This window comes from Streptomyces panacea, from assembly GCF_040560175.1.
GTDB lineage: Bacteria > Actinomycetota > Actinomycetes > Streptomycetales > Streptomycetaceae > Streptomyces > Streptomyces panacea.
Genome location: NZ_JARJHW010000006.1, coordinates 26,533 through 45,213 on the forward strand (window position 1 = coordinate 26,533; position 18,681 = coordinate 45,213).

The 18,681-nt window shown below is 68.0% G+C and carries 18 protein-coding genes and 1 pseudogene; 6 read left to right on the forward strand and 13 right to left on the reverse strand.

From position 1 onward, the window contains the following. Positions 1-3: 3 nt before the first annotated feature. The 7 genes from P3L51_RS02975 to P3L51_RS03005 all read right to left on the reverse strand — a co-directional run bounded on the left by P3L51_RS02975 (position 4) and on the right by P3L51_RS03005 (position 7,155). Positions 4-471, reverse strand: a complete 468-nt coding sequence (locus P3L51_RS02975; RefSeq protein WP_354603482.1) for a GntR family transcriptional regulator — start codon at positions 469-471, stop codon at positions 4-6. A 634-nt stretch (positions 472-1,105) separates the two neighbouring features. Beyond that, positions 1,106-2,743 carry a N,N-dimethylformamidase beta subunit family domain-containing protein gene (locus P3L51_RS02980; protein WP_354603428.1) on the reverse strand — a complete coding sequence of 546 codons (1,638 nt, stop codon included), beginning with the start codon at positions 2,741-2,743 and terminating at the stop codon, positions 1,106-1,108. Between the two features lie 616 nt (positions 2,744-3,359). After that, a complete protein-coding gene (locus P3L51_RS02985) occupies positions 3,360-3,491 on the reverse strand; it encodes a hypothetical protein (protein WP_354603429.1) in 132 nt (43 codons plus the stop codon). A gap of 101 nt (positions 3,492-3,592) precedes the next feature. Continuing rightward, positions 3,593-4,027, reverse strand: a complete 435-nt coding sequence (locus tag P3L51_RS02990) for an SRPBCC family protein (protein ID WP_354603430.1) — start codon at positions 4,025-4,027, stop codon at positions 3,593-3,595. Between the two features lie 62 nt (positions 4,028-4,089). After that, entirely contained in the window at positions 4,090-4,653 is a 564-nt protein-coding gene (locus tag P3L51_RS02995; protein WP_354603483.1) for a TetR/AcrR family transcriptional regulator, read from the reverse strand. Positions 4,654-4,675: 22 nt separating this feature from the next. Continuing rightward, complete coding sequence (locus P3L51_RS03000; protein WP_354603431.1) at positions 4,676-5,509, reverse strand: alpha/beta fold hydrolase; 834 nt, start codon at positions 5,507-5,509, stop codon at positions 4,676-4,678. A gap of 713 nt (positions 5,510-6,222) precedes the next feature. Further along, on the reverse strand, positions 6,223-7,155 hold the full coding sequence (locus P3L51_RS03005; RefSeq protein ID WP_354603432.1) for an NADP-dependent oxidoreductase: 933 nt from the start codon (positions 7,153-7,155) through the stop codon (positions 6,223-6,225). Here P3L51_RS03005 and P3L51_RS03010 point away from each other — a divergent pair. Beyond that, positions 7,154-7,819, forward strand: coding sequence for a TetR/AcrR family transcriptional regulator (locus tag P3L51_RS03010; protein WP_354603433.1), 666 nt, complete (start codon positions 7,154-7,156; stop codon positions 7,817-7,819). The two genes, P3L51_RS03005 and P3L51_RS03010, sit on opposite strands and share 2 nt — an antisense overlap. Before the next feature lie 354 nt (positions 7,820-8,173). Here P3L51_RS03010 and P3L51_RS03015 read toward each other — a convergent pair whose 3' ends face one another. Continuing rightward, positions 8,174-8,938, reverse strand: coding sequence for a hypothetical protein (locus P3L51_RS03015; RefSeq protein ID WP_354603434.1), 765 nt, complete (start codon positions 8,936-8,938; stop codon positions 8,174-8,176). A 245-nt stretch (positions 8,939-9,183) separates the two neighbouring features. Here P3L51_RS03015 and P3L51_RS03020 point away from each other — a divergent pair, with 245 nt between their 5' ends. After that, positions 9,184-9,810, forward strand: coding sequence for a DNA topoisomerase subunit B (locus tag P3L51_RS03020; protein WP_354603435.1), 627 nt, complete (start codon positions 9,184-9,186; stop codon positions 9,808-9,810). 192 nt (positions 9,811-10,002) lie between these two features. Here the strand turns inward: P3L51_RS03020 and P3L51_RS03025 are convergent, their stop codons facing one another. Continuing rightward, entirely contained in the window at positions 10,003-10,428 is a 426-nt protein-coding gene (locus tag P3L51_RS03025) for a hypothetical protein (RefSeq protein ID WP_354603436.1), read from the reverse strand. Between the two features lie 1,048 nt (positions 10,429-11,476). Here P3L51_RS03025 and P3L51_RS03030 point away from each other — a divergent pair. After that, positions 11,477-12,040 (forward strand): hypothetical protein, encoded by a 564-nt coding sequence (locus P3L51_RS03030; protein WP_354603437.1) that lies wholly within the window; start codon positions 11,477-11,479, stop codon positions 12,038-12,040. Between the two features lie 383 nt (positions 12,041-12,423). On the opposite strand, the gene P3L51_RS03035 is transcribed toward P3L51_RS03030, so the two are convergent. The 3 genes from P3L51_RS03035 to P3L51_RS03045 all read right to left on the reverse strand — a co-directional run bounded on the left by P3L51_RS03035 (position 12,424) and on the right by P3L51_RS03045 (position 15,367). Next, the gene (locus P3L51_RS03035; RefSeq protein WP_354603438.1) at positions 12,424-12,843 is read right to left on the reverse strand and encodes a DUF6191 domain-containing protein; all 420 of its coding nucleotides are present in this window, start codon (positions 12,841-12,843) and stop codon (positions 12,424-12,426) included. Positions 12,844-13,023: 180 nt separating this feature from the next. After that, entirely contained in the window at positions 13,024-13,335 is a 312-nt protein-coding gene (locus P3L51_RS03040) for a hypothetical protein (protein ID WP_354603484.1), read from the reverse strand. A 610-nt stretch (positions 13,336-13,945) separates the two neighbouring features. Further along, positions 13,946-15,367 (reverse strand): cytochrome P450, encoded by a 1,422-nt coding sequence (locus P3L51_RS03045; RefSeq protein WP_354603439.1) that lies wholly within the window; start codon positions 15,365-15,367, stop codon positions 13,946-13,948. 298 nt (positions 15,368-15,665) lie between these two features. Here P3L51_RS03045 and P3L51_RS03050 point away from each other — a divergent pair. After that, positions 15,666-15,910 (forward strand): annotated as a pseudogene (locus tag P3L51_RS03050) (transposase); the annotation flags it as partial. A gap of 157 nt (positions 15,911-16,067) precedes the next feature. Here P3L51_RS03050 and P3L51_RS03055 read toward each other — a convergent pair. Then, positions 16,068-16,655 carry a TetR/AcrR family transcriptional regulator gene (locus P3L51_RS03055; RefSeq protein WP_354603485.1) on the reverse strand — a complete coding sequence of 196 codons (588 nt, stop codon included), beginning with the start codon at positions 16,653-16,655 and terminating at the stop codon, positions 16,068-16,070. A gap of 163 nt (positions 16,656-16,818) precedes the next feature. Here P3L51_RS03055 and P3L51_RS03060 point away from each other — a divergent pair, with 163 nt between their 5' ends. Together P3L51_RS03060 and P3L51_RS03065 are read left to right on the forward strand one after the other, a co-directional pair. Beyond that, positions 16,819-17,583, forward strand: a complete 765-nt coding sequence (locus P3L51_RS03060; RefSeq protein ID WP_354603440.1) for an SDR family NAD(P)-dependent oxidoreductase — start codon at positions 16,819-16,821, stop codon at positions 17,581-17,583. A gap of 27 nt (positions 17,584-17,610) precedes the next feature. After that, complete coding sequence (locus tag P3L51_RS03065; RefSeq protein ID WP_354603441.1) at positions 17,611-18,348, forward strand: SDR family oxidoreductase; 738 nt, start codon at positions 17,611-17,613, stop codon at positions 18,346-18,348. Positions 18,349-18,681 lie beyond the last annotated feature (333 nt).

Sequence of the window (18,681 nt, forward strand, 5' to 3'; positions counted from 1 at the left end):
CCGTCACTCACCTGTGCTCCTGGTTGTCGTGGCCCCCGTGGGCCCCGTTGTCGTGGATCTCGTTGCCGCCGTGGTCCCGGCGGCGTACTGCTTCTCCATCGCGGACGCGACCAGCGCGGCCACGTCCTCCTGCTCCAGACCGGCCCCGGCCGCCTTCGACATCCACGCCACCAGCTCCGCGTACAGCGGCGAGTCGGTGCCCGTCTCGGGGCGGCCCAGCGTGCGGCGTACGAAGGTGCCCTGGCCCGGTCGCGGTTCGACCAGGCCCTCGCGCTCCAGCTCGCGGTACGCCTTGAGGGTGGTGTTCGGGTTGACCGTGCTGGTCTCGGCGACTTCCTTGGCGGTGGGCAGCCGGTCACCCGGCACCAGTACGCCCAGCCGCATGGCCTGCTTGGTCTGCTGCACGATCTGCTGGAAGGCGGGGACCCCGCTCCGCCTGTCGATGCGGTACTCCACAATCACCACCACTATTCAACTACTTGCTTAGTGGAATGATGATGGAGGGATGTGAGGGCGGTTGTCAACGCCGAGCGGGCAGCAAGGACGACGGGGGCCGGGGTGCCCCAAGTGATCTGGGGGGCTTCCTGGACAACGTTTCGCTGGTCAGCCCGGGTCCGGGCCCTGCATCCGAGGGCCGGCAGACGAGTCAGCGAGAACGAGCCACCCGACGGCGATTCCGCGTCGGTTGTCACACGCGTCGCGATCATGCGACGCGATGCGAGGCTGGATGGCCTGCGCGCCGAGCGCGACGCGCAGCGTGGGCGTGAGGGTTTCGGCGCGCTCACGGACAGCCGAGTTCGAGGAACACTGGGCGAGGGCCCACCAGACAGAAGTGCCGCTGGTCGCGGTTGGTGGGTGGCCCTCAGGTGTCGGGGCGGGTGCGCCGCCGGTGTCGTCGCCGGGCTCCACGAGCCACCTGCCGTCCAGGTGGCGCCGGTCGATACTCCTGCCACCGGTTCAACGAGGCGTGCGGCCGTTTGCCCCACTGATCTATCAATCCAATGGGGGCAGTTGGCACAGATGAAGGCCCTTGCCCGTCGTCGGCCGCGGGCGGCAGCACAATGTTCTCCGTTGATCCGAAACGACCGAACGGCTGCGAGATCGCTCAGGTCACCGTGGCCGATGACCGGCTTTCCGTCGCCGCGTGCCCGTACACGCTCCGCACGTTGTCTTTCGGCGCCGGTCTGGTCCGCCCGGCCGGACCCGCCGCGAAGGCGCGGAGCACGTTCTCGGTGCTACGGGTGACGAAGGCGCCGGTGCGTGCGTCCATCCCGTGATTGCGGCCGTTCTCCCCGGTCCCCGCCATCAGGCCCTCGACCCACCGCATCGTCCCGGAGGCGAAGACGCCCGCGCCGCTGGGGACGGTGTAGTACGCGGAATCGGCGTGGCTGTCGCGGCCGTTGCAGACCAGCGGGGAGTGGGCGACGATCTCCAGCGGCGACGGCGTGGGCTGATCCGGGGTCACCCGGTCGTACTCCACGCCGACCAGATGGTCGAAGGATTCGCCGCGCCGCACCCCGGTCCCCTCGAAGATCCAGTGGTCCGCGCCGTGGACGACGTACGGGGCGTCGGTGGGGAAGCCCTCGTACAGGACCCCCGTCAGCGACGACTCCGGGTCGGCGGAGGGGGGCACGCGGAAGTCGGTGGTCACCATGGTCCGGTGCTCGACAAGGTACGGATCCTTCTCGTAGTCGGTCTTGAAGCAGACGACCGTACGGACGGGACCGCTGTCGCCGTCCCGCTCCAGCCGGATGCGGCGGAAGCAGGTGTTGGCGCCGAGGAAGACCAGATTGGTTCCGGTGTCACGGGCCCGGGTGACGTGCTGCCGCTGCTCGGGGGTCCAGTACTCGTCGTGCCCGAGCGAGACCACGGCCGAGGCGCCGCGCAGGACCGAGGGGGTGAGGTGGACGTCCACGCCCGTGGTGTACGCCAGCGGGATGCCGAGGCGTTCGGCGAGGACCACGGCGGCGCGTTCGTAGACGAGGAACTTCTCGGCGCCGTTCTTGTCGTACGGCCGGTCGAAGCTGACGGCCAGTGAACGGCTCCCGTACGCGCCGTCCTCGCCCTCGTAGAGACTGCGACCGCCCCACAGGTTGTACGCCTGCCAGGTCGCGGGCGCGTGCATCAACACCGTCCGGCCGGTGGCACTCGGCGAGCGGACGATCAGTGGGACGTATCGCTGGTGTCCGCTCGAAGCGTCCAGCCGCAGCAGATACGCGCCCTCCGGCCAGCCGTCGGCGCGGACGGCGAGGGTACGTTCCCAGTCCGCCCGCACGGTGTCGGTGAAGGTCGCCGTGCGCGGGTCGCGCTGGACCCGGCCCGCCACCTGGTCGGAGCGCCAGACCAGCCGGGCCTGGGCCCCGCCGTACCAGCCGACCCGGTAGGCGGAGACCCGGAAGTGGGGTGCGGTGGTCGAGACGTACAGCCCGAACTCGTCGCCCGGCCCCACGCTCACCGTGTCCGTGTACCCCTCGACCGCCTCGGGCGGTCCCACGGACCGGATGCGCCAGTCCGGACTGCCGGACCGCGCCCGCTCGGCCGCCGCGTCGGCCGTCGCGGCGGCGCCGGTACGGCTGGGCGCGGCCTCGGGGCCCCCGCCCGCCGGTGAGTCGCAGCCGGCCACCGTGCCCACGGCGATCCCGGCGGCCCCCGCGGCGGCAGCACCCAGAAAGCGCCGACGGTCCAGTCGCCCGGAGTGCTCAGGCTCCCGGTGGTCACGGTGCTCTACGTCGTCGTCGCCCATCGGCCCGTCCCACGCATCCTGCCCACGTGCTGCCCGTGTGCCGCCCTTGTGCTGTCAGCACGATCCTCGGCGGGCGTGTGCCGACGGGCGACCCCGGGAGGGCCGAATGTGCCTGGTCCGGGGGCGTCTTCAGCCGATCGGCGGGGTGCCGCCGACTGCCGCGTCAGATATGCGAAGGCGCCGAGGTTCCGCGTGGACTCGCCACGGGACACCCGCCACGATGGTTCCGTCGGCGTCTCGTCCGCGAACTGCGCACGAGGCAGGCTCACGGGCGGCGGGATGTGATGGCTCTTCGCTGGTCAGCTCGCGCAGGCCCAGGTGATCCGGCCCGAGCAGGCGGGGCATCCGTCGCCGCCGGTGCGGTCGCGCCATCCGAGGTGAGGGAGTGCGCCCCCAGGGCAGCTCATGCCTCGTGTGCAGGACATGGACCCGTCTCGGTGGTCGAGCTGGTAGCCCTTGCATCGTGTGGCCCCCGGAGGCGGGTCGGAGCAGCCGCACCGATCGGTACAGGTCTTCGGGGAGCGGCCGCCGCCACCGCCGACCTGGTCGGCCTCCCCCGGCAGACGGCAGAAGACGGCCGGCTCAGCGACGGTTGGAGCCGTTGGACCCAACAGGGTCAACCACGGTCGCCGTCGGACAGGCCCGTGCCGTGCCGGGCGGTGTGCAGTTCCTCCAGGAGCGCGAGGACCTTGTCGCGGGCGTCGGCGGCCGCAGTGCCGGCGGACAGCTCGGCGCCGTGGCTCGACACTACGGTGAGGGTACGGACACCACCGACTGTGCGTTTTGCTCACCGACGAGGACGGTGACCGCAGGTGCGAGATCGCGTCGCCCTGACAGATGAGGGCGTGGTCAGCGTGTGCTGTCGGTGAGTCCTTCCACCCGCTGCTTGAGGCCCGTGTTGAACGCGGCGTACCCGTCGTGCTTGGGCGTCCTCAGCAACCGCCGGGTCAGGGTGGTCAACGCGCCGGAGAACTCCTCGCAGTTGGTCAGGTGGGTGGTGCCGTCGTGGTTGGGCGAGAGGACGAAGGAGTGCTGGCCGTGGAACAGCCGCTTCGTGCCGAGCGTGCCTGCCCACCGCAACTCCTGGCCGGGTGTCGCGACGGTGACCGTGGGTCTGAAGGTCATGCCCGGCATGCGCATGGTGAGTCTGCTTCCCACTTGAGCGGTTCCCTCGGCTGCGGAGAAGTTGCTCCACTCGCCGTAGGTGGCGAAGTCGGTGAGGACGTTCCACACCTCTTCCGGGGTGGCGTCGATGTCGATGACGGCGGTGAGCACTGCGTCCATGACGGTTTCCACTTCTGACGGGTTGTGGGGAGGAGGGGTTGGCAGTCCGGCGAGCGAGTGGTCTACCTGTGGTGATCGGCGGGGTCCGCGACCGCGGCGGGGCGAAGGCCGCGGTCGACGAGGTCGATGAGATATTCGAAGCTCTCGCCCACGTCGGTGGACCACTGGAATCCGCCGGATGCCTGCAGGCTGGCGAAGCCGTGGAAGACGCTGCGCACCGCCCGCAGCGCGTGGGTCATCTCCTGTGGGTCGATGTCGTATCCCCGCAGTACCGCTTCGAAGGGGCCGATCCCCCGTCTGGAGGCGAGCATGATCGGGTCGTCGGGACCGGTCGGCGTGAGGCCGAGGGTGGCCGCGTAGCGGCCGGGGTGGGTGAGCACGAAGTCGCGGAGTGCGCCGGCCGCGGCGGCCAGGGCGTCGCGGCCGGCGCGGCCCTGGATGGCCGTGCCGATCGCGTCGGCGGCCTCGTCGAAGGCGAGCGCCGCGATGCGCCGGTGGAGGTCGTCCTGGCTGGCGATGTGCTTGTAGAGCGACGGGGCGCGCACCCCGACCCGCTCGGCCAGCCGGCTCATGGTCAGCTCGCTGAAGCCGATCTCGTCGGCGAGCTCGGCGGCGGCGGCGACGATCGTGGCCGCGTCCAGGCCGGCCCTAGGCATCGACGCCGGCCAGGAAGGTCAGGACCGCGGCGAGGGTCTGCTGGGGGAACTGGACGTGCGGGTAGTGACCGGCCCCCTCGATCATCTCCAGTCGGCCCAGACCGGTCGGCAGGTCGGCGACGATCGCCTCGCCCTCGGCCTGCGGCGAGACCCAGTCGGGGTCGAGGGTGCCCTGCACGATGAGCACCGGGCAGGTGACGTTGCCCAGCTGCTCACCGGCGTCGGCGGGGGAGATCTTGCCCATCGCCTGCAGGACCTTCATCCGGCCGGGCTCCTGGAGCATCGCGGTGATCTGCCCCATGCGGATGTCGAAGTCCGCGGGCTTGGAGCCGGGGTAGGCGGCGTCCAGGTACTTGGCCCACTGTCGGGTGCTGCCGAGGATGGTGGTGCCCATGAGATGGGTCGCGCCGCGACGGTAGCCGGCCACCCGCAGGTCACCGAGCCTGACCTGCTGCTTGCGGGTGAAGGGCGCGAGCTCGACCAGCGCGGTGATGAGCTCCGGGGCCTGGGCCGCGGCGATCGTGACCGCACCGCCGGCGATGGAGTGGCCGACGAGCACCGCCGGTTCGCCGAGGTGTTTCACCAGGGCGACCAGGTCACCCGCGAGGTCGGTGCGTGTGTAGGAGGCCCAACCGACGCTGGACTCACCGTGGCCGCGCAGGTCCACCGCGGCGACTCGGTATCCGGCTTCCACCAGGGCGGGGGTGAAGAACCGGAAGGCCTCGCGGCTGTCGCCCATGCCGTGGGCGACCACCACCAGGGGGCCGGCGGCGCCGCTCATCTCGTAGGCGATGGTCCCACCGTTGACGTTCAGGAACTCGGTCACGACTACCTCCATGTGGCCTGCTAGCCGTTTGGCTAGCTGCATTACCTAAAAGCTATCAGCATTAGCCATGAAGTCAATCCCGGTGATGTGATCGCTTCTCGCCGCTAGCTCAAGCCTCCGCGGGCACGGGCCGGAAAGCGGTGAACTGCCTGGTCACCGAATCTGCTCCCCGCGCCCGCAGGGATGGTCCCGCCATGGGTCTGCCTGGCGGCGGACACGACTGCAACGTGAAGCGCCGTCAAAACTCGGGTTCTGGCCGGCATCGTTCTTCCCCGCCGCTTCCTGGGCGGCGATCGGCGCCTGGCGCGCGAGGTCGACTCCGCTCAGCTCGGTCGTCACGCGGTCACCGTCCCGGCCATGTCGCCCGCGAGGGGCAGAGCGGCGAGGCCCGCCGCTCCGTCCACGGCACAGTGCTGGTACAGCAGGTTCTGGCCGACCGAGGTGGGCGGACAAGCTCACCGAGGCGGACCGGCGGGGACTGTCTCCGCTGTTCCGGACCCACGTGAACCCGTAGGGCCGGTTCGAACTGGAATGAACAGCCGTCTCGACCTGGACCTTGCGGCCACCGGGGCGGCCACGGTGCCCGGCCCGCGAAGTCCACAGGGCGAGCCGGTCGTCGCTGCGAGCTGAGCTGGCAAGGACGGGGGCAGCCCTGTTGCGGGCTGCCCCCGTCCGGTGCGTCCCGGCCCCGTGGGCGAGCTGGGCCACCGGGTTCAGTGCAGCAGCGAGATCTTGCCGCGGGCATGCCCGGTCTCGCTGAGCGTGTGGGCGGCCACGATCTCGGCAAGGGGGAACGTCCCCGCGAGAGGGATCTGCAATCGGCCCTGTGCGGCCAGCTCGACGGCGATCGGCAGACCGTACACCGCGGGCGGGTCGCCGGGGCCCAGTGTCGTGGCCGCCGAGGCGATCGACAGGTGCACGCCATGGGTGGCGGCGTCGATGTCAGCAACGGTCACCACGCGTGCCGGGTCGCCGGCGATGGCCACCAGGTCGGGCAGCGCGCCCCCCGCGCAGTCGAACACCGCGTTCACACCGGACGGCGCGAGGCCACGGACCCGCTCCACCAGTCCCGGTCCGTAGGTAGTCGGTTTCGCGCCGAGGGAGCGCAGGAAGTCGTGGTTGTGCTCGCTCGCGGTGCCAATCACCGTGGCGCCGCGCTCGACTGCGATCTGGACGGCGACAGTCCCTGTCCCGCCGGCTGCCCCCTGCACCAGCACCGTGTCCCCGCGGGTTACCGCGAGCCGGTCGAGCACGCGGAACGACGTCTCGACGGCGCCCGTCGCGCCTGCTGCCTCCTCCCACGTCCAGGTGGCCGGTCTGGGCGTCCATACGGCCAGGACCGCATGGTCGGCGTTGGCGCCGCGTTCGCTGCTCGTCGTGCCGAACACTTCGTCCCCGACGTTGACGTCAGAGACACCCTCACCCACCTCGTCCACCACCCCCGCGGCCTCGTAGCCGGTGCGGACCGGGAAGACTGTCGGCAGCACCTCCCGCATCGCTCCTGATCGCTGTTTGACCTCTCCGGGTGCCACGCTGGATGCCCGGACGGCGATGCGGATCTGTCCCCGGCCCGCGTGGGGTGGCGGTACGTCGACGATCGAAAGGACGCTGGGCGGGCCGTACTCGGTGTACTGAACTGCTCTCATGGCTTCGAACCTAGGCAAACGCTCTGCCCGTGCGACGAAAGTGAAAGAAGAGGTGGTCGAAGTGCGTCACTTACGCGCAGACGCAGACGACAACCGCGGGCGCATCCTGGCGGCGGCCCGGCTGTCCTTCGTCGCCGAGGGCCTTGCCGTGCCGGTGCGCGAGGTCGCCCGCCGTGCCCGGGTGAGCACCGCCACCGTCTACCGGCGCTTCCCGACCAGGCAGGCGCTGCTCCTCGCGGCCTTCGCCGAGGACATGGCTGTGTGCTCGACGGCCATCAAGGAGGGTCTCGCGGCGAGGGACCCGTGGCAGGGACTTTCCCGGGTGGTCGAGAAGCTCGTGACTGCGTACGGCGGTGATCCACGGGTGCAGCCCATCCTGGTGCAGCTTTCCCGTGAACCAGAGTTCACGGCCGGGCACGAACGGACAGTGCGTGGAATGCTTGAGCTGATCCGGCGCGCCAAAGAGAGCGGCGCACTGCGCGCGGAGATCGTCCTGGAGGACGTCGTTCTCGCTATGCAGGCGGCCCACGGGGTCCGGGCAGGGTCTCCCGCGGCACAGGCAGCGGCCACTCGCCGACTCGCTGGGCTGATCATCCAGTCGTTCCACGCAACCACCAACGCGGCTCCGCTGCCACCTGCGGTCCGGCTTCCCACTCGTTTCTGACATGCCGGACAGAAAGCTGGGCTCGGGCCCCGGCTCGGTAGGGACCCGTTGCCGTTCGCTCCGAGCGCGGAACCTGACGTGGCCGGCAGCAGTGTCCAGCACCTGAGGTCCTGGCTCTCTTCAAAGAGCACGTTGAGCATGTCGTCGGCCGGTGGCCGCGGTGGTGGCGCGGACAGGACAGCGGGTATCGCGTCGTGCGGGGGTGGGTCCGTGTCTCGGGCGGCAGTGGCTCTCCCGCCGGCCTCCTTCGCATCAGACATGAGCGCGCCCTCAAATGCTCGGACGTGACCACCGAAGCTCAGCCTGACTGGGATACGGCCGACTCACCGCTGTTCACCGCTGGCGCTCGAGAGATCATTTTCGGCGGGGCACGGTGAAGTAGTCGTCTGCGGAGGAGTTCCCGAGAGTTAGAACGGTGTCGTAGCGGGCTCGTGCGCCTGCCACTGTCACCGGGTCATCTGGTGTGATCGAGCAGCGCCAATAAATCGCGGCGGACCCGGTCTCGGGGCACGGGGCGGGTTCCTCAACCCGATTCGGGAGTGGCGGGTCCGGCCGGTCCCAGTCGAGTCGGAGCCCAGGGGCTTCGAGTGTCGGCGCGGGCATCAAGGTGCCGTCCTGGAACGTGCCTCGAGCGCGGTGGTAGTCGAGCGCGTAGGTCACGGTGCCGGCCGCGTACGGCATATCCCGCCCCTCGCCGTCCTGCGGTCCCCAGGTCGCGATGCCGGCCGCGCGGATCCGGGACAACACGTCGGTGATCTCTCCCCGGACGCCGAAGTAGGCGTCGGCCCGCATGCTGCACGTGAGGGCGTACGGAGACCAGTTGTTCTCGAATATCGAGCCTTTCTGGGGCCCGTGACAGGAGTCGATAGAGCGGGTGAGCAAGTGCTCCAGGCCTTCGACAGCAGTCAAGCGCGCGATCAGGGCGCGCATCTTCTGCTCTTCCATTCCCCGGCGAGATTCCGCTTCGGATGACGTGGCCTGCGTACGCAGTTCCTTGTCCGCCGGCTCGCGGGAGCACGCCGCAGTCAGTCCCACCAGGGCGAATGTCAGCAGCAGTCCGCCCACTTGCGTGCACCGCCTGTAGCCCCGCCCCCACCGGGCCGCCTTGGTCTTCTTCATTTCCGCACCCCTGCTCCACCTTCCGTTGAGGCAGGGCCGGGCACATGAGTACACGTACTCAGATCCCAGCCCCAAGGTCTCAGGGACCCAATTCGCCCCTTCATACACAGCAGTTCGGCGAACCATCGCCGGGACCGTGCCCCTGCCCGGCGAGCTTGAGAAGCTGGGAACTAACCGCATCACGTCCGAACGTTCCCGCTGACACCCGTTGTTAGCCCGTGACTGCGGTCTCGCATACTTCTCCGATGGACACACCAAGGGCCTCCTGGCGCAACACCACTCACGACTGGGCCGGCAGTGTCGACCTCGACCATCTTGAGCATATCCGCCAGAATTCAGCCGCCTTCGCCCCCGACGGCATCCTGCACCTGACCCTGGAGATCGTCGCCTATGTGGCAGACGAGGCCGAATCCGGCCACGGTGGCCGCTGCCAAATTGCCCTCTATCCAGACGGCTCGGTGGCCGTCACCGACAACGGACGGGGCACCGACACACGCCTCGATGAGCTTGGGAACATCCTGAAGAAGCCGGTCATGGCCACGGAGGACCTCCGGTTCTTCGACAACCCTGATGCGCCGCCCCTCCCCGACACGCACATTCGCCGAGGCATGTCTGTCGTCGCTGCACTCAGCACATGGCTCATCCATACCAACCGCCGTCTCAACGGCTCCTGGACCCAGCGGTACGAACACGGCGTGCCTACTACTGACCTGCAGCCGATCGCCGATGACCTCACGACCGGGACCACCGTGCACTTCCTCCCAGACGAGCCATTGCGCACCATCAGCAGCACCACGTTCGACGACCTGGCATGGCTGACCCAGTCGTGGCAACACCTCTCCATCGAAATAGACGACCGCCGAGGGATGTGAAGCCGTCACTTTTCGGGCAACGATTCGCGTCGCGAACCCTCTCGCCGAGCCAACCTTCGCGTTCGGCTTCCAGGATGCGCGCGAGGAGGTTGTCGCGGATCTCGACGAGTCGCGGACGTTCTGTCGCGTGGACGATGAGGACGGGACAACGGAAACAGGCTTCTCTGAACCTGCGCTGGTGAGTTGATCAAGTCAGGAGTACCCGTGTTCGCGGCTGAGTTCGTGGTAGCCGCGAAAGTCGAAGAAGCGCAAGCCGTCGGTCACTGCTCCAGACAGGACTTCCAGCAGGGTCCACGGGTGGGTGGTGTAGTCGTCCGTCGCCACACCGCCATGTTCAAGGAGCAGAGCGATCATTTGGTGAACCTCTGCGGTGCCGTCGATCCGCCCGGAGATGTCGATCTGCACCGCCCAAGTGGGGTGATGTCCGAGGGCTGCTTCGAGGATCGCCACATCCTCAGGATCCCAGTCGGAGAAGAGGTGCCCGGTCTGCTCATCGTCGATGTCGATGTAGAGGTTGCCGTCCAGAGTCCACGGATCGCTCTGCTCGGGCAGATGCCGATCAAGCGAGGCGACGGTCTCGGCTCGCTCACCTGTGGGAAACACGAAGACAGTTCGCATGGGTTGGAGCGTAGGCAGTTCAGCTTCGTGGCGACCATGGATTTCTGGGACGGTGCTTGTCCGTCGACGTAGTGGTGGTGCGGATGGCGATGTTCGGCGAAGGCCGGCATGCTGAGATCGACCGCGGAGGAGCGGCGGGCCGCTTCGGTATTCATGAGACAGGTTCCGCCGGCGCCCGCTGGAGTCTCCTCGGCTCACGTGAGGTGGCCTGCGGCCTTCGGAGCGATGGCTCTACGGAGGGCCCCACCGGTGCCGGGGATCAACTCTCCGGGCTCGGTGTCTCCCGCCACCTGGAGCAGGCCGGCGGCTTCGCGGCGCCGTCGGTTCGGTGGTGCTGACCGCCCTCCACGCAACCAACGGCACCGACCCGCATACCCTCACCCTCACTGAACTTCGGCTCGCCCGCGGCCAACTCCTCCCCCTCCCCCCGGCCGGCACGTGGTCATCTCGACGAGACCACGACCGATCTGCTGCACGTCTGGCTGCGCTACCGACACCGGCGATGGCCACGCACCTCCAATCCCCACCTGCTCATCACCCAGCAGAGAGCCAGCACCACCGAGCCCGTCAGCGACTTCTACCTCCACGCACGCTTCGTCTCCAGCGGGGTTCCATCGCGCGCGGTGCGAGCCGCCCGGATTCTGGACCAATCTGGAGGAAGAGGCCGGCATCAGGGTCTCCCTTACCGCCACCCTGTCTACGGCCGTTCCGCCGATGGCGGGGGACGACGCGACCGCCGCCTGCTGGTGGCCGCTGGACGCGCTCCCGGACCTCGCGTTCGACCACGCCGTGATGCTCGCGGACGCCCAGGCACGGGCACGCGGCGAGCTCTGACCACACCCACCCCGCCCCGTACCGCTGCGCCCCGCCGACACGAACACGCTTACGGGGCGGAGCTGTTGCCCGTACCGGCTACCCTGCCTGGTCCTCGCCCACTTGAACACGGGCGGGCGAGGACCGGACAGACACCTCAGGGCGTTGGCTTGTCAAGCTTCGGAGCCCCGGGCTGTATGTACCCTGTTGATCTTTTCGAACGGGAGGGTGGGACGTGGAGAAGCTGGTCGAGGGTGCCGTCGCGGAGGCGCTTAGGGACGGGGGCGGCGAGGCGATCTGTCTGTACGTCGCCGCCTGCACCGAACGCATGGCGCCACTGTTCATGGGCCTGCGCGCGAAGGTGCCCGGGCGGGAGTCCGACCTGGACCTCTACGCGGAGTCCGTACGTGACCTTTGGTATGCCGACCGCCCGCTCGCCGAGGCCGCTGAGCGCGTACGCCTGCTGGAGCGTTTCCCGGAGCTTCAGCAGAACGAGGAGGAGATTATCGATGTTGCGGACACCTACGCCTTCTTCGCTGTCCTCAGCTTGCGGTATGCCGTGCTCGCACACGGCTCGGGAAACGCTGATGACGCGGTGTCCTGCGGCCATGTGGCGCTCACCGCGATGGGGATGCTGGACCAGAACGTGGCGGGCGCCAGTTTCCTCGCTGAGGAACAACGGCTCCAGTGCCTCTCGCTGAGCGGTGACGTCGGAGGCCTGTGGGACACGAGTGTCATGGCAGGGCGGGAGAGGTTCCGTGCCGTAGTGGGCCGTCTGCTCCGCCAGACATGCTCCTGAGCGCTGCCGGGGGGGGGCGGGCGCTTCAGCCCCTCACCACCGGAATTCACCGTCGTAGAGGCGTCGGCGCCACCATTCGCCATGCCACCGCAGGCACCGGTAGGCGTGTGGGCCGGGCAACAGATCGTCCTGAACACCCCCGGAGCCCCAGAGATGTTGACCGGACTGCGGGACGACGCGCAGACCCCAACTGGTCGACCTTTGCATGCCCGTCTTCACCGACCAAGCACCCTCACCACCAGAAGCAGGAGAACCGGACCATGCACCCGATACGCGGGATCTCGTTCGGATGCTCCCCCTCAAGGGCGGCCCCCCGCCGACCGCTAACCAGGTGGACATCCTCGACCTCGACGCCATTTGCTCACACGCCTACTACAGGTAAATCAATGCTCTTTCGAGCGGATGACAGCTTTGCCCGAGTCCAAGTCCACAGTGCTTCGTGGCGCGCCGGATTCCGTGTCGTCTCGGAGGGCGAGCCGACGTTCCCGCTCTTCTTGAACGTGTCGGTGGGACGGCTGGAAGAGCTCGTTCCATGCCTCCGTAGCCGTCCCGCCGGCGCCGCCATGCCTACGCCGACGCCAGCCCACCCACGCAAAGAAGAACAGCCATAGAGCGCCCATGCCGCAGATGGACAGTAACAACCGAATCACTCCCATGATCGACACTTTGGGAGGGAAGGACCAACACCTATCTCTGGCAGTGCCGTTGCGTCGCTCCCCAAGAGGATCGTAGGCCAGGCGGCTTCCGGCCGCGGCCGTCCCCGATGGCCCCGGCCGTATCCCTAACGGCAGGCGAGAGCGCATTCCTGGTGAGTTCACTCCTGATCATTTCTTAGTCCGGAAAAGGGCATGCGGACTGACTGAAATCCTTGGACACCGGGTTCAAGACCTCGGCCGCGACATCGAGGTCCAGCACATGCACGCCCACCTCCCCCGAGTCTTGAAACCGGCCGGTACGTGATCGGGTCCCGCTCGGAGCTGCCCTCAGGAATCCGGACTCTGGGCAGGGCACTGCCAGTCGGCCGCGTCGATCGCGTTGCCCACCATGTCACTGAGGTGAAAGCAATTGCCGTTGGCCCACACCGTGACCGAATCCCGCCGATGGTCGACCTGGAAAGGCTCGTCCCCACGCAACGTCCCGGACCAAGAACCGTCGCCTGCTGCCGAGTGAGTGACTACGACGCAGGTCTGCCCCGGCAGGATCTGGTAGGTATCCGCCCACGGCTCCACGGTCAGCTCCAGCGGCGCTTCACCGTCATTTCTGACCAGCAGCCGCGTGGTTCCCCCAGCGAACATCTCCAGCACCTCTCCTCGCCTTTGCGGGCGAGTTCGACAAGCACGCGATGGGCGTCGATGCCGGGCTCGGTCCACTGACTCAATGCCAGCCGAGCGGTGTCCAGTTGGAGCGGCATCGGTGAATACGGCATGGCGACACCCTATCGACGCCGCTTCCCAAGCCGGGGCAGCTGAGACCACGTAAGACGGACAACTGTGGTCTATCTCAATGAGCCGAGCCCACGCATTACGCAGGTCAGCGAGACGCAGCGCAAGGAAGCTCGGCCATCCGACGGCTTTCCGTGCAGGCGGCGACGATGTCATCGGCGAAGTCATCGACCACGCGCAGCGCCCAGATCAGCAACGGCCCCATAGTGGCCGGCGAGATCGGCTCGGTGATGCTCGCCCTTCCTCGCGACTGCGGTGGCGGGCAGCAAGTCGTCGACGCCCAGCCGGTGCCAGGGCGGCATCGCCATCCGGCTCGGGGCGGGACCGGCCGCGTCGAAGGCCCACCACCTGGTCAGTGCGATCAGATCCTTCGTCACGGCGCTGCGGAGGAGCTGGAGTTGATTCGGGCGTGAGCTACGCGCGTTCAACAGCAGGTCCGCGACACTGCGGCCCGTGCTTGTCGTCAGACGGACTGTGCAGACCGATCCGGGGCGTCGGTCCTGAGCTCAGGGATCATGCGAAGCCGTGACGGTTGCGTGGTCATCTCGCCCACGGCCTTTACCGAACCCCTCATGGGCGCGGCCTTGAGGCGCCGTCTCGACGCGATGAGAGCCGTGACGACCTTCGCCTCCGTTTCCGCGAAGACGTCGCCGATACACATTCTCTTGCCCGCCCCGAACGGGAGGAAGGCTTCCCTGGGGGGTTGCGGCCGGTCCGGGTGCCAGCGATCAGGATCGAACCGGTCAGGGTTGGCGTACAAGCTCGGATCGCGGTGCACGGCGTAGGGACTGAAAATCACGTCCGTTCCGGCCGGGAGCACGGTCTTGCCCAGCCGGACGTCACGCAGGGCCTGTCGGGTGAGGAGCCACGGCGCGTACAGCCGCAGAGTCTCCTGGACAAGCCGCCCGGTGAAGGGGAGGTCGCCGAGATGGTCGGCGGTGAGTTCGTCGCCGGCGAGCACGCTGTCGACCTCCTCGTGCAGGCGGCGCTCCAGGTCATGGTTGCGGCTGAGTTCGTAGAACAGCCATGAGAGCACCACAGCGGTGGTCTCGGAGCTGGCCGCGAGCAGCGCTGTCACCTCGGAGAGGATGTCGTTGCTGTCCAGGGCTTTGCCGGCATCGTCCTGAGTGTTCATCAGCAGCGAGATGACGTCCTGATACGAGTCGGGCCGCCTCTGGTGATCCTCGATGATCTCTGTGACTCCGTTCCGCAGCGCGGAACTCGCAGCCGCGATTTTCCGGTTCCCGCGTGTGGGCAAGTTCTCCAGCGCACGTATCGGCAGCAGGACTCTGAGTAGCGCGGCGCGGAAAACGGTGTCGACACTTTCCAGGATGACCCGTGCGGGCTCGCGTGCCGGGACGGATGAGAACAGGGCCGACATGACCACGTTCTGAGTGATCAGCTGCATCTCGGTCTTCATGTCAAGTGTCGTGGCGGAGTCCCACGAGTCGATGGTCGGCGCGGCGGTGCTCACCATCTTCTCGACGTAGCTCCTGACCATCTCTCTATGGAAGGGCGGCTGCATCTGCCGCCTCCGTGCCAGATGCACCCGGCCCTCGGTGACAGGCAGAGCATCCTTGTTGAAGAGCTTCAGTCCCTCGAGAAGGAGGCCCTTGGAGAAGGCGTCCGCCTGTCGGGTGAGCATCTCGTGTATCAGGGTGGGGTCGTTCACGACAGCCACGCTCTTGGGACCCAGCCGGATACGCACGATCGGACCGTAGGCGCGAACGTCCTGCATGAACTTCAGCCGGTTGCTGCTCCCTGCCATGGACAGACCGTGGCCGAGGAGCGGAAGGCGCCCTGGGACTACGGGCGGGATTCCGGGTGCGCTGTCCAAAACCGGTCCTTTCCTGTGCCGAGTCGCTGACTTGGTGGGCATTTCCATGACGCGTATCAAGTGGCGCAGATCGGCCCGCGAACTCAGCGCGCCGCGGTCATGCCGACCGGGCGACCTGCCGCCGGTGGGGTCGGTCAAGGACACACGTGCCCGGTGAGAACGAAGGCGTCGGAGTCAGGTGGTGTCCTCGATAGACGCTGTGGTCCCTGCGAGCTCCTCATGGAACAGGACTTCCCCTCTTGGCCCAGTTCCGCACGCCGGTCGATGTCCCGATTCCATCTCCTCGTCGGTTAGGACTTGTCCGGCCAAACATGTGACTACTCCGCGCGGGGTCCTTGATGTGGTCATGGGGCGGGGCGATCTGACGGATGCCGCGTGGGAACGGCTGCGGCCGTTCCTGCCGGTCAGCAAGAGGCGTTGTGGTCGGTGGCGGGATCACGACAGGTGATCGACGGGATTCTGCACCGGGTGCGGACCGGTGTGCAGTGGCGTGACTTGCCTGAGCGGTTCGGGCCGTGGAAGACCGTCAATGAACGCCACCGGCCATGGTCGGCCGACGGGACATGCGAGCGTCTGCTCCAGCAGGTCCAATCCGCCGCCGGCCTCCGAGCCAAGGCCGCATCGCCTCGCCTGCGTGGTGTCCAAGGGCGCGGGTCGGGCCGGGGAGAGGGACTGTCGGGCTTGTGGCGAACGGCTGAGCCGAGTGTCCGGCCTGATGCCCTGTTCTGTGAGCCCTTGGGTTTACCGGCTATTCGATCGCCCTCGGGCGCAGGCTGTCCATCACCAGGTCAAGGAGGTGGCTCGTCCTCGCTTCCCATTGCTCGTCGTACTCGATCCGCCAGAGAAATCCTACGAGCAGCAGCATCTCTTCCGCGTCGATGTCCTGCCGGACCGTGCCCGCTTGTTTGCCCGTGTTGAGGAGCAGCGTGATCGCGTCGACGATCGACGCGTAGCCCTCGTCGGCCAGGGTCTCCCGCATAACGGAGTAGAGCGCGCCGGCCAGACCGTGCTTGACGCGGCCGTAGGAGGCGAGTCGGTCGAACCATTCGCGGAGCGCGACCGGTGCGGGGCGTGACGCGACGAGCTTCGGTGCGGCCTCGACGAGCTCTTGGACGTCTTTGCGGTGTACGGCGAGGATCAGGGCCTCGCGGGTGGCGAAGTGGCGGTACATGGTGCCCTGTCCGATGCCCACTTTCTTCGCGATCGACTGCATTGAGGCGTCGCCCGAGAGGGCGAGTGCCTCGCGGGCTGCGGCCAGGATGCGCTGCCGGTTCAGGGCGGCGTCAGCGCGCAGTCCGGGACGTTCGCCCTGTGCGGGTCCGTCGGAGGCCGTCATGAGGTCCGCCCCCCTGTCGCGCGAACCGTTCGCGGCGTCATCGAGTTCACCTTTGCCAATCGGACATGTGTCCGCTACCGTTCTTGCAAGCGGACGCATGTCCGCTTGCTCTCATTCTAGGGCACTGCCCAGGGTGGGACCTACGCACCAATGATGGGAACCCATGTCGGGCATGGACATGAAGGACAAGGTCACTGTCATCACCGGAGGCAGTTCGGGCATCGGCCTGGCCATCGCCGAGGAGTTTGCCCAGCGCGGGGCGAAGGTCGTGATCACGGGACGCCGACAGGGAGCGCTCGACGACGCGGCCGCCGGCATCGGCACATCCTGCTCGACCTTCAAGGGCGACGTGGCGGTCGCCTCCGATGTCGAAGCCCTCTACGCGCAGGTGATGGCGCGGCACGGCCGTCTCGACACCGTCATCGCGAACGCGGGAGCCGGCTACCACTCGCCCCTGGGCGCCATCACGGAGGAGGAGTTCGACCAGACGTTCAACACCAACGCCAAGGGCGTGCTGTTCACGGTCCAGGCCGCGCTGCCGTTCCTGCCGAGCGGCGGCACCGTCGTCATCATCGGTTCGACCGGATCGATCGACCCTCCTCGCGGAATGAGCATGTACGGCGGCGCGAAGGCGGCCGTCCGCGGCTTCGTCCGCAGCTGGATCCAGGACACGAAGGGGTCCGGAATCCGCATCAACGTGCTCAGCCCCGGAGCGGTCGACACGGAGTCGCTGCGCAACGCCCTCGCCAGGGCACAGGGAGCCGACCGCGTCCAGAGTGAAATCGACCGGATGGGCGCGGGAAGCCCGATCGGCCGCATCGCCCAGACCGGCGAGATCGCCAAAGCCGTCGCCTTCCTGGCCTGCGACGACTCAAGTTTCATCCATGGCGTCGAATTGTTCGCCGACGGCGGCCTGGCACAGGTCTGAGAGACGGCAAAGGAAAGGAACGCGACCATGTCCGGAATCGAAAACAAGGTCATCGCCATCACCGGTGCCAGCAGCGGCATCGGGGAGGCCACCGCGCTGCTCCTCGCGGAGCGCGGAGCGAAGCTCGTCCTAGGGGCGCGGCGTACAGAACGCCTGGAGGCTCTGGCCGCGCAGATCGCGGGGGCCGGCGGGGAGGCGGTGTTCGCAAGCGTCGACGTCCGGCGGCGCGCCGACGTCGACGCCCTCGTCCAGCTCGCACTCGACCGCTTCGGCCGTCTTGACGTGCTCGTCAACAACGCCGGCGTCATGCCCATCTCCCCGCTCGACGAGCTCCGTGTCGAGGACTGGGAGGCGATGATCGACGTCAACATCAAGGGCGTTCTCTACGGCATCGCCGCCGCACTGCCGGTCTTCCGGACGCAGAAGTCCGGGCATGTCATCAACACAGCATCCACCGCGGCCCTCAAGGTCGTGCCGAACATGTCGGTGTACTCGGGCACGAAGATGGCGGTCCGAGCGATCTCGGAAGGCCTGCGGCAGGAGGCCGGCGCCGACCTGCGCGTAACCGTCGTGACGCCCGGAATGACGTCGACCGAGGGCGCCGGAGCGGTCACCAACCCGGAGATCCGTGCCAGCCTCCAGGCCTCGCTGGACAGCATGGCCATGCCTCCGACCGCGATCGCCCGCGCCATCGCATTCGCGATCGACCAGCCGGACGGGGTGGACGTCGGCGAGATCGTCATCCGCCCCACCGCGCAGGGATAACTCGCGAGGGTTCGGCTGGGCAACCGTTGTCGTACAGCCGAACCTGCAGGCGGGCCGATCTGCGGAGCGTCCCCGGCGGCGACACCGAGGGCGCCGTCGGCCACCGTGCACCGCTACCGCACAGCAGCCCGACACGATCGGGAGCTCGCAGCCGGAATCGTCGACTCGCAGAACACCATGGCTGTCAGCGAACGCCGGGCCATGCCCCCTGCCAACGAGTGACGGGGCGTCATCTATCGCTGTTGGACGGACAGACGCACGCGGCACGTGCACGGCCTCGACTCGGTCAGCCACAGCCGACCGGTGGGCGTGCGCCACCACCCGAAGCGCCTC